At 73.2% G+C, this 13,761-nt stretch carries 15 protein-coding genes and 1 pseudogene; 12 read left to right on the forward strand and 4 right to left on the reverse strand.

The features are described 5' to 3' along the window. Positions 1-74 precede the first annotated feature (74 nt). Positions 75-278: a hypothetical protein gene (locus AB0G13_RS30405; protein ID WP_357881715.1), complete on the reverse strand. Its 204-nt coding sequence runs from the start codon at positions 276-278 to the stop codon at positions 75-77. Between AB0G13_RS30405 and AB0G13_RS30410 the strand changes: the two genes are divergently transcribed. From AB0G13_RS30410 to AB0G13_RS30425, 4 genes are all read left to right on the forward strand, one after another. Continuing rightward, a complete protein-coding gene (locus AB0G13_RS30410) occupies positions 262-477 on the forward strand; it encodes a hypothetical protein (protein WP_357881718.1) in 216 nt (71 codons plus the stop codon). The genes AB0G13_RS30405 and AB0G13_RS30410 overlap by 17 nt on opposite strands. Before the next feature lie 45 nt (positions 478-522). Then, positions 523-1,494 carry a hypothetical protein gene (locus AB0G13_RS30415; protein ID WP_357881721.1) on the forward strand — a complete coding sequence of 324 codons (972 nt, stop codon included), beginning with the start codon at positions 523-525 and terminating at the stop codon, positions 1,492-1,494. A 73-nt stretch (positions 1,495-1,567) separates the two neighbouring features. Next, positions 1,568-2,557: a hypothetical protein gene (locus tag AB0G13_RS30420; protein WP_357881724.1), complete on the forward strand. Its 990-nt coding sequence runs from the start codon at positions 1,568-1,570 to the stop codon at positions 2,555-2,557. A gap of 197 nt (positions 2,558-2,754) precedes the next feature. After that, positions 2,755-4,059, forward strand: coding sequence for an MFS transporter (locus AB0G13_RS30425; protein ID WP_357881727.1), 1,305 nt, complete (start codon positions 2,755-2,757; stop codon positions 4,057-4,059). 53 nt (positions 4,060-4,112) lie between these two features. Here AB0G13_RS30425 and AB0G13_RS30430 read toward each other — a convergent pair whose 3' ends face one another. Further along, positions 4,113-4,520, reverse strand: a complete 408-nt coding sequence (locus AB0G13_RS30430) for a hypothetical protein (RefSeq protein WP_357881730.1) — start codon at positions 4,518-4,520, stop codon at positions 4,113-4,115. A gap of 167 nt (positions 4,521-4,687) precedes the next feature. Further along, positions 4,688-5,449, reverse strand: a complete 762-nt coding sequence (locus AB0G13_RS30435) for a FadR/GntR family transcriptional regulator (RefSeq protein WP_357881733.1) — start codon at positions 5,447-5,449, stop codon at positions 4,688-4,690. Positions 5,450-5,594: 145 nt separating this feature from the next. On the opposite strand from AB0G13_RS30435, the gene AB0G13_RS30440 reads away from it, so the two are divergent. The 8 genes and pseudogenes from AB0G13_RS30440 (at position 5,595) to AB0G13_RS30475 (ending at position 13,270) form a co-directional block, all read left to right on the forward strand. Continuing rightward, on the forward strand, positions 5,595-6,884 hold the full coding sequence (locus AB0G13_RS30440) for a sugar ABC transporter substrate-binding protein (RefSeq protein ID WP_357881737.1): 1,290 nt from the start codon (positions 5,595-5,597) through the stop codon (positions 6,882-6,884). Between the two features lie 78 nt (positions 6,885-6,962). Further along, positions 6,963-7,913 (forward strand): sugar ABC transporter permease, encoded by a 951-nt coding sequence (locus AB0G13_RS30445; RefSeq protein ID WP_357881740.1) that lies wholly within the window; start codon positions 6,963-6,965, stop codon positions 7,911-7,913. After that, positions 7,910-8,725: a carbohydrate ABC transporter permease gene (locus AB0G13_RS30450; protein WP_357881743.1), complete on the forward strand. Its 816-nt coding sequence runs from the start codon at positions 7,910-7,912 to the stop codon at positions 8,723-8,725. Before AB0G13_RS30445 ends, AB0G13_RS30450 begins: the two co-directional genes overlap by 4 nt. A gap of 7 nt (positions 8,726-8,732) precedes the next feature. Further along, positions 8,733-9,881, forward strand: coding sequence for a galactonate dehydratase (gene dgoD / locus AB0G13_RS30455; protein WP_357881746.1), 1,149 nt, complete (start codon positions 8,733-8,735; stop codon positions 9,879-9,881). Between the two features lie 4 nt (positions 9,882-9,885). Beyond that, the gene (locus AB0G13_RS30460; RefSeq protein ID WP_357881750.1) at positions 9,886-10,524 is read left to right on the forward strand and encodes a bifunctional 4-hydroxy-2-oxoglutarate aldolase/2-dehydro-3-deoxy-phosphogluconate aldolase; all 639 of its coding nucleotides are present in this window, start codon (positions 9,886-9,888) and stop codon (positions 10,522-10,524) included. Beyond that, on the forward strand, positions 10,521-11,474 hold the full coding sequence (locus AB0G13_RS30465; RefSeq protein ID WP_357881753.1) for a sugar kinase: 954 nt from the start codon (positions 10,521-10,523) through the stop codon (positions 11,472-11,474). The genes AB0G13_RS30460 and AB0G13_RS30465 overlap by 4 nt, the downstream gene beginning before the upstream one ends. Positions 11,475-11,490: 16 nt before the next feature. Further along, a pseudogene (manD, locus tag AB0G13_RS30470) lies at positions 11,491-12,735 on the forward strand (D-mannonate dehydratase ManD); the annotation flags it as partial. Further along, positions 12,725-13,270 (forward strand): gluconokinase, encoded by a 546-nt coding sequence (locus AB0G13_RS30475; protein WP_357881757.1) that lies wholly within the window; start codon positions 12,725-12,727, stop codon positions 13,268-13,270. The pseudogene manD and the gene AB0G13_RS30475, both read left to right, overlap by 11 nt. 40 nt (positions 13,271-13,310) lie before the next feature. Here AB0G13_RS30475 and AB0G13_RS30480 read toward each other — a convergent pair whose 3' ends face one another. Next, complete coding sequence (locus AB0G13_RS30480; RefSeq protein ID WP_357881760.1) at positions 13,311-13,727, reverse strand: YchJ family metal-binding protein; 417 nt, start codon at positions 13,725-13,727, stop codon at positions 13,311-13,313. Positions 13,728-13,761: the final 34 nt, after the last annotated feature.

A 13,761-nucleotide genomic window follows, 5' to 3' on the forward strand; every position in this document is an offset into this window, starting at 1 on the left:
CGCTGCTCGACCTACTCGGGACGGTGTGGCCGGCGCTGCTCGCTGCCCTCGTGACCATGGGGGCACTCGCACTGTCAGGGTGGCGGGCCGACCGCGTCGACCAGCACCAGCGCCGCGCCGGCGGACACCGTCGCGCCCTCCGTCGGCCGGGTCGCGGCCGCCCCGGCCGAACTCGAACCCGGGGGCTGCCCGTACGGGCCGACGTCCAGCACGATCTCCGCCGTCGTCTCCGACGACCGTACGGCGGCCGGGAAGCTGAGGGTGAGCTTCCGGTACACCCTGGACGGCCGCACCAGCGAGGTGGCCATGACGTCCGGTGGGCGCGGGTCGTTCCGGGGCGTCCTGGGCGACCTGCCCCGGCCGACGGCCAGCACCCGGATCCCGGTCCAGGTCGTCGCCGTGGACGAGGCCGGCAACGCCTCGCCCGAGGGCTCGCCGGTCCACGTGACCCTGTACCCGTTCTGCACCCCGGGCTGAGCCCGGACACCGGATGCCGACCACGACGACGGAGGGCGGGCCGCCGTGACCCAGCCGAACGACCCCACCGAGGCGCTGCCCACCCACCGGCAGCCGGACGGCGACGCCGCGACCGCCCGCCTCGACGCCCACCAGCCGCAGCCGCCGGCCGAGCCCACCGCGCACCTGCCGTCGCGCGACGCGACCGTGTACCTGGCGGCGACCGAGCCGACCGCGCGTCTGGCCTCGGGTGACGCGACCGTGCATCTGGCGGCCGGGGAGCCGACCACCCACCTCGCGGCCGGGGAGCCGACGGCGCGCCTGGCCCGCGACGAGGCGACCGTGCACCTGGCCCACGGCGGGCCGACGATGCCGCAGCGCACCGTGGGCGGGCGGTCCGGGCCGTGGCCGGTGGCGCAGCCCGCACCGGGGGAGCGGACCACCGCGGCGACGGCCGGGGGAGCCGGGTGGGTGACCGGTACCGGGCCCGGCCCGGGGACGTTCTTCGGCGGCCCCACGGGGGGCTCCGCCGCTGCGCCGGGCGGGGAGGTGCGGTTCGGGCCGGGCGTGCCGACGACCCCGCCGCCGGCGCCCCCGTGGCCCGCCCCGACACCGCCGCAGCGGCGGTCGGCGTGGCGGACGGTGACCTCGGTGCTCTCCACGCTCCTGACCGTCGCGCTGCTCGCCGCCGTCGGCCTCTATCTCTGGCAGCGGATCAGCCCGCTGGAGGTGGCCGGGGTGACCGTGGCGGTTCCCCGGCCGGCGGGCGACCGGTGCGACGTCACCGTCGACGTGGTGGCGACGGTGTCGACCAACGGCCGGGCGGGGGAGCTCCGCTACCAGTGGCTGCGCACCGGCAGCGCGCCCGGAAGCCTGCTGACCGAGCGGGTCGGGCGCGGCCAGCGCACCGTCGAGTTGACGCTGCGCTGGGCCTTCAGCGGCGTGGGCACCACGACCGAGACGGCCACGGTCAACATCACCTCACCGGCCCCGGTGCAGGCCCAGACCCCGGTGTCCTACGACTGCCGGCGGCGCTGACCGGGTGTTTCCCCGATCGCCGCCGGGGGTAGGTCGGGCCGGACGAACCCGGATGCCGTGTGGAGGATTTCCGATGAGAGACAACTTCGGCGACGCGGTGGGGGACGCCCTCCGGTCGGTGATGCTGTTCCTGCCCAAGGCCGTCGCCTTCGTGGCGATCCTGGTGGCCGGCTGGCTGATCGCCAAGGCCGTGCTCAAGATCGTGGACAAGGTGCTGGAGCGGGTCGGCTTCGACCGTGCCGTGGAACGCGGCGGGATCCGTCGGGCCCTGGCCCGCTCCCGGTACGACGCCAGTGACATCGTCGCCAAGCTCGCCTACTACGGGGTGCTGCTGGTGACCCTCCAGCTGGCCTTCGGCATCTGGGGCCCGAACCCGATCTCCGATCTGATCGCGGGCGTGATCGCCTGGCTGCCCCGCGCCTTCGTCGCGATCGTCATCGTCGTGGTCGCCGCGGCCATCGCCAACGCGGTGAAGGACATCATCAGCGGCGCCCTGGGCGGGCTGTCGTACGGCCGGATCCTGGCCACCATCGCCTCCGTGTTCATCCTCGGCCTGGGCGTCATCGCCGCGCTCAACCAGATCGGCGTGGCCACCGCGGTCACCACTCCGGTGCTGGTCGCGGTGCTGGCCACCGTCGGCGGCATCCTCGTCGTCGGGGTGGGCGGCGGGCTGGTCCGTCCCATGCAGAGCCGCTGGGAGTCGTGGCTGAGCCGGGCCGAGCGGGAGTCGCAGCTGATCGCCACGCACGCCCGCGCCTACCAGGCCGGACGCCGCGACAGCGAGGCCCACCTCGCGGCGCGGGCCACGCACGGCGGCCCGGTGGGCGGCGGTGACCCGGACGCCACGCAGGTGGTTCCCGGCCCGCGCGTCGACGCGGACCCGGACGCCACCCAGGTGGTCTCCGGCCCGCGCGTCGACGCCGACCCGACCGTGCCGGTGCCGCGGCAGGGCGACCCGGACGCCACCCAGGTCACCTCGGGTGGCGCCACCGTCCCGGCCCGCGAGGACAGCGAGGCCACCGTGGTCATCCCGCCGCTGGACGGCGAGCAGCGCCGCCGCTGAGCACACCGCCGCCGGGGTGGGATCCGCATCGGATCCCACCCCGGCGTGTGTCCGGCGAAGGGCGTGACCGCCCGGGCCGGTCCGGCTACTATCGCCGACATGACGTGGCGATGTTGATCCACCGCTAGGGGCCACTGCCGTGGGCCGCCGCGGTCGCCGTTCGTCCGGCGTCCGCTTCGTCCCCACAGGAAGGTCCCATGACTGTCCACCCTCCGCGCGTGTCCGACGCGCGCGTCCGCCGGCTGGCGGCCACCCTCTACGGGTACGCGTTCCTCAGCGAACTCGTCCTGCTCTATCCGCTGTACGCGCTGCTGTTCAGCGACACCGGCCTGTCGGTGTGGCAGATCTCGTCGCTGTTCGTGATCTGGTCGGCCGCCAGCATCCTCCTGGAGGTGCCCTCCGGCGCGTTCGCCGACGCGTTCTCCCGGCGGCTGCTGCTCAGCCTCGCGCCGGTGGTCGCCGCCGCCGGTTTCGCCCTCTGGGTGCTCGTGCCCTCGTACCCCGCCTTCGCCGTCGGCTTCGTGCTCTGGGGCGCCGCCGGGGCGCTCGCCTCGGGCGCGCTGGAGGCGCTGGTCTTCACCGAACTCGACCGCCTCGGCGCCGCCGGTCGCTACGCCCGCGTCATCGGCCGGGCGAAGACGGCCGAGACGCTCGCCGTCCTCACCTCGATCCTGCTGGCCGGCCCCGTGTTCGCCGTCGGCGGCTACCCGGCCATCGGTGCGGCGAGCGTGCTGGCCTGTCTGCTCGCCGCCGCCGTCGCCACCCGCTTCCCGGAGCACCGCGGGCCCGCGCCCGCCAAGGCCGCGCCCGACGCGGCACCCGCCGACGCGGTGGCCGAGGCGGGGCCGGACCGGACCGGGCCCGACGACGACGAGGACCTCGGCTGGTGGGCGAGCCTGCGCGCCGGGTTGGCCGAGGTCCGCGCCGACCGGGCCGTCCGCGCGGCGGTGCTGCTGGCCGCGGTCGTCGCGGCGGTCTGGGGCGCCCTGGACGAGTACACCCCGCTGCTGGCCCGCGACACCGGCGTCGGCGAGGCGACCGTGCCGCTGCTACTCCTGCTCACCTGGATCGGGGTGGCCGTGGGTGGTCTGCTGGCCCCGGCGGGGGAGCGGCTGACCGCCCGGGGGTACGCCGGCCTGCTGGCGCTGTCGGCCGTGGCCCTGGCCGCGGGGGCGCTGTCCGCCCGGCCGGCCGGCTTCGCGCTGGTCGCGGTTGCGTTCTGCGGCTTCCAGCTCGCCACCGTGCTCGCCGACGCGCGGTTGCAGGCCCGGATCACCGGGGGCAGCCGGGCCACCGTCACCTCGCTGGCAGGGATGGCCACCGACGTCACGATCATCGCGGTCTACGCCGCGTACGGCCTGCTCGCCACCGGGGCCGGCAACGGGGTCGCGTTCGCGGTGGCCGCGGTGCCGTACCTGATCGTGGCGCTGCTCCTGGCGACCCGCGTCGGCCGGCCGGCCCGCCGCCGGCCGGAGCGGGCGAGCGCCGGGCACACCGGCTGACCAGGGCCCGGCGGCGGTCCGTGCGACCGCCGCCGGGCCCGTCGCCGGTCAGCTCATCGCTCCTCCTCCAGCAACGCCTTGAGCGCGGCCAGCCGGTCGCGCCAGTACGCCTTCAGCTCCGCCGCCTGTGCCGCCCCGGTCAACTTCTCGTGCTGCACGGACACGCGCGACTTTGCCGCGCCGACGGCCGCGAAGCCCACCACGATCCGGGTCGGCCCGTCACCCCAGTCGGCCCGGAACGTCCGCGCCGGGGTGGCCGTGCGGACGCGGACCACCGTGTCGGGCAGCCACCGCTGGCGCAGCGCGTCGTCGGCGAAGGCGTCGAAGAGCCGCTGCACCGGTACGCCGACCGTCCGACTGCCGGCGGCGGAGAAGCCACCCCCGCGCCGCTGCCCGGGCGCGCGCAGGCCGCGCGTCTGCTCGTAGCCGACGGTGACGCTCTGCGCCCACCAGCCCGACACCTCGTGCGTGGCGACCAGCCAGCGGGCGATCTCGGTGTGCGTACGCCCGGTGGCGCCCCAGGCGTCGAGGAGGGCGAACCACTCGTTCCAACCGCGGCCGGTGCGGTCGCGCAGCAGCGCCGCGACGGCGGGACCGTGGGGTGGGGCGGGAGTCGGCGGGTGCGCGGTCAGGCGTCGGCGGTCTCGCCGGTCTGCTCCCAGATCGAGCTCATCTCGTCGAAGGCCTGCTCCATGAGCTGCACCATCGCCCGCCGGGCGCGCTCGCCGTCGCGCCGCTGGATTGCCTGGGCCACCTCGGCGTGCAACTGCAGGGCCTGCTCGTGCGGGTGGTGCGGCATCAGGTGGTGCTGGTGCCGGCCGGTGAGCACCTCCGCGATCAGGTCCTGTAGCCGGACGAACATCTCGTTGCCCGAGGCGACCAGGATCCGGCGGTGGAATTCTATGTCGAGCTGGAGGAAGCGCTCCTCGTCGCCGGCCTTGCCGGCGGCCCACATCTTCGCCGCGAGCCCGACCAGGTCGCTCGCGGCGTCGTGGCCGACCCGGCTGGCGGCCAGCCAGGCGGCGTGCGGCTCGACGGCGGTCCGCAGCTCGGTGATCGAGCGGAGCTGGACGATGCGGCCGGCCGAGGCGAGTCGCCAGCGGATCACCTGCGGATCGAAGACGTTCCAGTCCTCCGACGGCCGGATCATGACCCCGACGCGGCGACGGGTCTCGATGAACCCGATTGAGGCGAGCACGCGCAGCACCTCGCGGACGACCGAGCGGGACACGGCGTAGCGGTCGACCAGGTCGTCGATGTTGAGGACCGACCCGGGTGCGAGTTCGCCGTCGCAGATGGCCGTGCCGAGGCGGTCGAGGACGCGTGCGTGCAGGCCAGCCTCGACAGGGGCGAGCTGGGCGGCCACAGCCCCCGGAGAGGTCGATTCCACGCGACGGAGCATATCAGTTAGGTCTACCCCTTGTATAAATCTGCTTTTTCGGCCTAGCATCCCGATGTTAAGCGGATGTAAACCGCGAGGTGGCGGCCCACCCGTCCGGGCGGCGGCCACGGCCACGGCATAAGGAGAGATGGACGTGAGACGTCGATCAGTTATCGGGTCTTCCCTGGCGATGGTCGTCGCCCTCGGCCTGTCCGCCTGTGGTGGCGGCGGGGACGACGCCGGCGGCTCGAACACCGTTCGCGTGACGCTGGTGAACCACGTCTGGACGGAGAACATCAAGAAGGCGCTGCCGGAGTTCGAGAAGCAGTCGGGCCTGAAGGTGGAGGTCACCCAGCTCGGTGAGGACCAGCTCTCCGACCAGTACAACGTCAAGCTGAACGCCGGGTCCACGGACCTGGACGTGATGATGTACCGGCCGCTGCAGGAGGGGAGGCTGTTCGCCAAGAACAAGTACCTCGCCGACCTGACCGACAAGAGCAAGTCGGACAGCGCGTTCGAGATCGGTGACTTCCAGTCCGGACCGGTGCAGGCGACCACGTACGAGGACAAGGTGGTCGGCGTGCCGATCATCACCGAGCAGGAGGTCCTCTACTACCGCAAGGACCTGCTGGAGAAGTCCGGCTTCACCGCCCCGCCCAAGACCCTCGACGAGCTCAAGGCGCAGGCGGCGAAGGTCGAGGCGGACAACCCGGGCGTCGCGGGCTTCGTGTCCCGCACCGGCAAGGCCGCCGCCGTCACCCAGTTCTCCAGCTTCCTCTACAGCTTCGGCGGCGACTTCGTCGACGGCAGCGGCAAGGCCTCGATCAACAGCGAGCCGGCCAAGCAGGCGTACGCCTACTACGGCGGACTGCTGCGGGAGCACGGCCCGGAGAACATCAGCACCGACATGAGCTGGTCCGAGGCGATGGCGATCTTCACTCAGGGCAAGGCGGCCTTCTACACCGAGGCCAACTCGCTCTACAAGAACGCCACCGACCCGGCCAAGTCGAAGGTCTCCGAGACCGTCGGGTTCGCGGCCTTCCCGGCCGGCCCGGCCGGCTCGAAGCCGTACAACATCCCGTCCTGGGCGCTCGGCGTGAACGAGGCGTCGAAGAACCAGGACAACGCCTGGAAGTTCATCCAGTGGGCGGCCGGCAAGGAGCAGGCGCTGGCGCAGCAGAAGGCCGGCGTGCCCAGCGCCCGTACCTCCGTCTGGAACAACCCGGAGGGCGCGGCGACCTACCCGAAGGACCTCGCCGAGGCCACCACGGTCAGCACCGCCAACGGCGTGGGCCACGACCGGCCGCTGGTCGAGAAGGTCGCCCAGGCGCGGGAGATCGTCGGTCAGCCGATCGTCGACGCGATCACCGGCAAGGACGCGGCCGCCTCGGCGGACGCGGCCAACGAGGCGTTCCAGAAGTTCCTCGACGACGAGGCGAAGTAGCCCGAAGCGCAGGTGGCGGAGCCGACCGGCTCCGCCACCCCGCGTCGGGACGCTGGCCCTGACCCATCCGGAGACCCCATGTCGACCGTCACCACACCAGTCAAAAGATCGCCCGAGGCGCGTCCGGCGTCCCCGGAGACCTCGGCCTGGTCGCGCTGGGCCAACGAGCACCGCAAGTGGCTCTTCGCGGCGCCCGCCATGTTGTTCGTCGCCGTGCTGATCGTCTTCCCGGTGGCGTGGACCGGGTACCTCAGCCTGACCGACGCCGAGGGCTCGGTCCGCGCCGAGAGCGAGTTCATCGGCTTCCAGAACTACCTCGACGTGCTCGGCGACACCGACCGGTTCTGGCCGGCCGTGTGGCGCACCGCGCTCTTCACCGGCGTCGTGCTCTTCTTCGAGGTCGTCCTCGGCATGGCGATCGCCCTGCTGCTGTGGCGGCCGTTCCGCGGTGAGAAGTGGGTCCGGGTCGCGATCCTCCTGCCGCTGGTGGCCACCCCGGTCGCGGTCGGCATGATGTGGCGGCTGATCTTCGATCCCAACATCGGGATGGCGAACCAGGTGCTCGGCTGGGTCGGTATCGGCCCCCAGCCCTGGCTCTCCGGGCAGGGCTCGGCCCTGCCGACGACGATGTTCATCGACATCTGGCAGTGGACGCCGATGGTCGTGCTGATCCTGCTCGCCGGCCTGACGTCGCTCTCCGACGAGCCGCAGGAGGCGGCGCTGATCGACGGCGCCAGCACCTGGCAGCGGTTCCGGCACGTCACCCTGCCGCTGCTGATGCCCACCGTGATCGTCGCGATCCTGCTGCGCGGCATCGACGCCCTGAAGACCTTCGACATCCTCTACGCCACCAAGGGGCGCGGCGGCGGGTCGTTCCACGAGGTGGAGACCCTGAACGTGTACGCCTACGGGCTCAGCTTCGACTACAACGACTACGGCGTCTCATCGACCGTCCTCATCATCTTCTTCCTGATCATCATCGGGGTGATGTGGGCCCTGACCTACCGCAAGAAGGGCATGGACCGATGAAGCTGCGCAGGCCGTACAAGATCTTCCGGGCGGTGGCCCTCGTCCTCGTGGTGCTGTCACTGATCGCGCCGCTGGTCTGGATGGTCGCCGCCTCGTTGAAGACGAACGTCGACATCTACGACACCGAGAAGGCGTTCGTCTTCTCCCCGACGCTGGACAACTACAGCAACGTCCTGCAGCAGGCGAACTACGTCCAGTTCATCGGCAACAGCCTCTGGGTGGCGCTCGCCGCCACGGTGCTGTCGCTCCTGCTCGGCGTGCCCGCCGCGTACTCGATGAGCCGCTTCAACATGAAGAAGTCCGCGCTCGTCGTGCTCATGGCCCGGGTCATCCCCGGCGTCTCGCTGCTGGTGCCCTGGTACTACGTCTTCTCGAACCTGCAGATGGTCGGCGGGTTCACCGTGCTGATCCTCAGCCACATGTTCGTGTCGCTGCCGCTGATCGTCTACATCATGATGGGCTACTTCGACGGCCTGCCGACCGAGCTGGAGGAGGCGGCGCTCGTCGACGGGCTCACCCACATCGGGGCGTTCCGGCGGATCACCCTGCCGCTGTCGGTGCCCGGCATCGCCACCGCCGGCATCCTGTCGTTCATCTTCTCCTGGAACAACTTCATGTTCGCCCTCGTGCTCTCCGGGGCCGACACCAAGACGCTCCCGGTGGCGATCTTCGACTTCGTGGGCTACGCCAGCATCGACTGGGGCGGCCTGATGGCGGCGGCCACCGTGGTCACCCTGCCGATCATGCTGATCGCCCTGTTCGTGCAGAAGTACGTCGTCTCCGGCCTCACCGCCGGCGCCACGAAGGGCTGAGGACACCATGACCACGATCGAACGGGTGGAGACCTTCCTCGTCGCGCCGCGCTGGCTGTTCGTCCGGGTCGAGACGTCCTCCGGGATCGTCGGCTGGGGCGAGGCGACCTGCGAGGGCCGGTCCGAGACCGTCCGCACCGCCGTCGAGCAGCTCAGCGAACTGCTCGTCGGCCGGGACGCGCTGCGGATCGAGGACCACTGGCAGGTCATGACCAAGGGCTCGTTCTACCGGGGCGGGCCGATCCTGGCCAGCGCCGTCGCCGGGCTCGACCAGGCGCTGTGGGACATCGCCGGCAAGCACTTCGGCGCGCCGGTGCACCAGCTGCTCGGCGGTCCGGTCCGGGACCGGATCCGGGTCTACGGCTGGGTCGGCGGCGACGAGCCCAGCGAGGTACGCGACCAGATCGCCGCCGCCGTCGCCACGGGCCTGACCGCCGTGAAGATGAACGCCTCGGGCCGGATGAGCGCCGTCGCGTCCGTCGCCGAGATCGACGGCGTGGTGCAGCGGGTGGCCGCCGCCCGCGAGGTGCTCGGCGACGAGCGGGACGTGGCGGTCGACTTCCACGGCCGGTTCACCCTCGCCACCGCCCGCCGGGTCGCCCCGCTGCTCGAGCCGTACCGGCCGTTCTTCCTGGAGGAGCCGGTGGTGCCGGAGAACTCGCACCTCATCGGCGAGTTCGTCCGCTCCACCACCACGCCGGTGTCGACGGGGGAGCGGCTCTACAACCGGCAGGAGTTCCTGCCGGTGCTCCAGGCCGGCATCGCCGTCGCCCAGCCGGACCTCTCGCACGCCGGCGGCATCACCGAGGTCCGCAAGATCGCCGCGCTGGCCGAGGTGTACGACGTGCAGCTCGCCCCGCACTGCCCGCTCGGGCCGATCGCGCTCGCCGCCTGCCTCCAGGTCGGCTTCGCCACGCCCAACTACCTGATCCAGGAACAGAGCATCGGCATCCACTACAACCTCGGCGCTGAGGTGCTCGACTACTGCCTCGACAAGACCCCGCTGACGTTCGTCGACGGGTACGTCGAGCGGCTCACGGCACCCGGCCTCGGCATCGAGATCGACGAACCCGCCGTACGCGCGGCGGACAAGCGCGGACACGCGTGGCGCAGCCCCACGTGGCGGCACCGCGACGGCTCCTACGCGGAATGGTGATCACATGACCGTCAACCTCACCGCCGACCTCACCGCCGCCCGCATCCTCGCGATCATCCGCGGCACCGACACCGCCGCCGCGATCGCCGCCGGCACCGCGCTGCTCCAGGAGGGCGTACGCGTCGTCGAGGTGGCCCTCACCACGCCGGACGCCGTCCGGGCGATCGAGGCGCTGCGCGCGGCGGCTCCCGCCGGGGCGCTGGTCGGGGCCGGCACGGTGCTCACCACCGCCGACGTCGCGGACGTGGCCGCCGCGGGCGCGCAGTTCGTGGTGACGCCGGCCGTGGTGGAGTCGATCGCCGAGGCGGCGCGCCGCGGCCTCCCGGTCGCCGCCGGGGCGCTCACCCCGACCGAGGCGTACACCGCGGTGCGGATGGGGGCGTCGGCGGTCAAGCTCTTCCCGGCGTCGGTCGGCGGGCCCGCGTACCTCAGAGCGGTGCGCGACCCCTTCCCGGACATCCCGTTCGTCGCGGTCGGCGGCGTCGGCCTGGACGACGTGCCCGGCTACCTCCGCGCCGGCGCGATCGCGGTCGGCCTCGGCGGTCCCCTGGTCGGCGACGCCGCCTCCGGCGGCGACCTGGACGCCCTGCGGGCGCGGGCGCGCACCTACCTCGCCGCCGTGCGGGAGTCGGCCGGATCATGACCGCACCGGACCTGCTCACCGTCGGCGAGGCGCTGGTGTCGCTGCGCTCGGCCGGCCCGCTCGCCGCCGGGGGGCCGCTGACCATGCACCTGGCCGGCGCCGAGTCCAACGTGGCCGTCGCGGTGGCCCGGCTGGGCCACCGCGCCGCCTGGGTCGGCCGGGTCGGCGCGGACGAGTTCGGCGAGTACGTGCTGCGGCAGCTGCGCGCCGAGGGCGTCGCCGTCGACGGCGTGACCCGGGACCCGGACCGGCCGACCGGGCTGATGTTCCTGGAGCGGCGCACCGCCGACCTGACCCGGGTGCGGTACCACCGGGCCGGATCGGCCGGCTCCGCCCTCGACGTCGACGACCTGCGGGCGCCGCTGGCCGCCGGCGCGCGGGTGCTGCACCTGAGCGGGATCACCCCGGCGCTGTCCGACACCGCCCGCGCGGCCACCCGGTGGGCGGCCGAGGCCGCCGTCGCCGCGCGCATCCCGGTCTGCCTCGACGTCAACCACCGCGACCGCCTCTGGTCCCGCGACACCGCCCGCGAGGTGCTCACCCCGCTGGCGGGGCACGCCTCGATCGTCGTCGCCTCCGCCGACGAACTGGACCTCGTCGGCGACCCCGGGGCCGACGAGTCCACCGTCGTGGCGGACCTGCTGCGGCGGGGCGTGGACACGGTCCTGGTCAAGCTGGGCTCCGACGGCGCCCGCGCGCACACCCGCGACGGGGTCCGGCACGCCGAGGCGCTGACCGTGACCGCCGTCGACGCCGTCGGCGCCGGGGACGCGTTCACCGCCGGCTACCTGTCCGGCTGGTTCGACGGGCTCGACCTGGCCGGGCGGCTGCGCCGCGCGGCCACCCTCGGCGCCTTCGCGGTCTCCAGCCCCGGCGACTGGGAAGGGCTGCCGCGCCGCGCCGAACTGTCCCTCCTCGACGGCCACGAGGCCGGAGACGTCCTCCGCTAGCCGCCGAGCACCCCGAAAAGAAAGGCACCCCGTGAAGATCGTCGCCGCTGACGTCATCGTCTCCAGCCCCGACCGCAACTTCGTCACCCTGAAGATCACCACGGAGGACGGCGTCACCGGCCTGGGCGACGGCACCCTCAACGGACGGGAACTCTCGGTCGCCTCGTACCTGCGCGACCACGTCGTGCCGCTGCTGATCGGCCGGAACGCGCACCGCATCGAGGACGCCTGGCAGTTCCTCTACCGCTCGGCGTACTGGCGTCGCGGGCCGGTCACCATGGCCGCCATCGCGGCGGTCGACGTGGCCCTGTGGGACATCAAGGCCAAGGCCGCCGGCATGCCGCTGTACCAGCTGCTGGGCGGGGCGTCGCGCACCGGCATCATGGCCTACGGCCACGCCTCCGGCCGGGACCTGCCGGAGCTGTTCGACTCGATCCGCCGGCACCTCGAACAGGGCTACCGCTCGATCCGGGTGCAGACCTCGGTGCCGGGCATCAACGCCGTCTACGGGGTCGCCACCCAGCCCAGCGCCGACGGCAAGCGGTACGACTACGAGCCGGCGCAGCGCACCCCGCTGCCGGCCGAGGAGGACTGGGACACCCGCTCCTACCTGCGTCACCTGCCCGGCGTGTTCGAGGCGGTCCGCAACGAGTTCGGCCCGGAGCTGCCGCTGCTGCACGACGGCCACCACCGGATGACGCCGATCCAGGCCGCCAAGCTCGGCAAGGCGCTGGAGCCGTACGACCTGTTCTGGCTGGAGGACTGCACCCCGGCGGAGAACCAGGAGGCGCTGCGGCTGGTCCGCCAGCACACCACCACGCCGCTGGCGATCGGCGAGGTCTTCAACACCGTCTGGGACTACCAGACGCTCATCCGCGAGCAGCTCATCGACTACGTCCGCTCCGCCGTCACCCACACCGGCGGCATCACGGCCATGCGCAAGCTGCTCGACTTCGCCGCCCAGTACCAGATCAAGTCCGGCATCCACGGCCCGACCGACATCTCGCCGGTCGGCATGGCCGCCGCCCTGCACCTGGACCTGGCCATCCACAACTTCGGCATCCAGGAGTACATGCAGCACGGGGCGCTCACCAACGAGGTGTTCCGGCAGTCGTTCACCTTCACCGACGGCTACCTGCACCCGGGGGAGCAGCCCGGGCTCGGCGTCGAACTGGACGAGGAGGCCGCCGCGAAGTTCCCGTACGTGCCGGCGTACCTGCCGTTCAACCGCCTCCAGGACGGCACGGTCCATGACTGGTGAGGGCGCGGCCCCGACGCGGCACGTCGTCGTGATGGGGGTGTCCGGGGCCGGCAAGACCACTGTGGCCCTGGGCATCGCCGCCGCGACCGGCCTGACCTTCGCCGAGGCGGACGAGTTCCACACGCCGGAGCACGTGGCGCAGATGCGCGCCGGCGTGCCGCTGGACGACGACGCCCGCCTGCCCTGGCTGCGCGAGCTGGCCGGCTGGATGGCCGCCCGCGCCGCCGAGGGCGTGTCGACGGTGCTGGCCTGCTCGGCGCTGCGGCGGTCCTACCGCGACGTGCTGCGCCTGGGGCCGCCGAGCATCGAGTTCGTCCACCTGGACGGGCCGGCCGAGGTGATCCGGGAGCGGATGGCCCGGCGCGCCGGGCACTACATGCCGGCGAGCCTGCTGGAATCGCAGCTGGCCACCCTGGAACGGCCCCACCCGGACGAGGCGGTGCTGGTGCTCGACGTGTCGCTCACGCCGGAGGAGCTCGTCTCGGCGGCGGTCGACCGGCTCGGCCTGGCGAGCGGCGTCGCCGCCAACGGCTGAGCGCGTCCCGGTCGCGGTGCCCCGGCGCCGCGACCGGGCGTCAGCCGGGCAGCGCGTCGAGGTAGACCCAGCGGCCGTCCTCGCGGACGAACCGGCTGCGCTCGGTCTGCGTCCCCGGCTGGCCGCCGGCGCGGTGGTGGGCCCGGAACTCGACGGTGCCGATGGCGTCGAACAGCCCGCCCCGGTCGGTGTCGACGATCTCCAGGCCCGTCCAGCGCTGGCCGGGGTCGAGGTCGAGCCGGCGCGGCCGGGTCGAGGAGTGCCAGCTGCGCAGCAGGTACGCGGTGTCGCCGACGGCGAAGGCGCTGTACCGCGAGCGCATCAGCGCCTCGGCGGTCGCCGCCTCCGCCTCGCCCCGGTGCAGCCGCCCGCAACATCCGGCGTACGGCTGGCCGGCGCCGCAGGGGCAGGGCCGGTCGGGGCCGTCGGCCGCCCGCCGGCGGGTTCGCTTCGCCACCGGCCCATTCTGGCCGACGGCCCGCCGCGACCGG

This window comes from Micromonospora sp. NPDC023633, assembly GCF_040640035.1.
In the GTDB taxonomy this organism is placed as follows: domain Bacteria; phylum Actinomycetota; class Actinomycetes; order Mycobacteriales; family Micromonosporaceae; genus Micromonospora.

Excerpts from the sequence above, each read along its gene's own strand:
- AB0G13_RS30420 (WP_357881724.1), top strand. The coding sequence starts at position 1,568 with ATGAGAGACAACTTCGGCGACGCGGTGGGGGACGCCCTCCGGTCGGTG.
- AB0G13_RS30425 (WP_357881727.1), top strand. The coding sequence starts at position 2,755 with ATGACTGTCCACCCTCCGCGCGTGTCCGACGCGCGCGTCCGCCGGCTG.
- AB0G13_RS30445 (WP_357881740.1), top strand. The coding sequence starts at position 6,963 with ATGTCGACCGTCACCACACCAGTCAAAAGATCGCCCGAGGCGCGTCCG.
- AB0G13_RS30450 (WP_357881743.1), top strand. The coding sequence starts at position 7,910 with ATGAAGCTGCGCAGGCCGTACAAGATCTTCCGGGCGGTGGCCCTCGTC.
- dgoD (WP_357881746.1), top strand. The coding sequence starts at position 8,733 with ATGACCACGATCGAACGGGTGGAGACCTTCCTCGTCGCGCCGCGCTGG.
- AB0G13_RS30460 (WP_357881750.1), top strand. The coding sequence starts at position 9,886 with ATGACCGTCAACCTCACCGCCGACCTCACCGCCGCCCGCATCCTCGCG.
- AB0G13_RS30465 (WP_357881753.1), top strand. The coding sequence starts at position 10,521 with ATGACCGCACCGGACCTGCTCACCGTCGGCGAGGCGCTGGTGTCGCTG.
- AB0G13_RS30475 (WP_357881757.1), top strand. The coding sequence starts at position 12,725 with ATGACTGGTGAGGGCGCGGCCCCGACGCGGCACGTCGTCGTGATGGGG.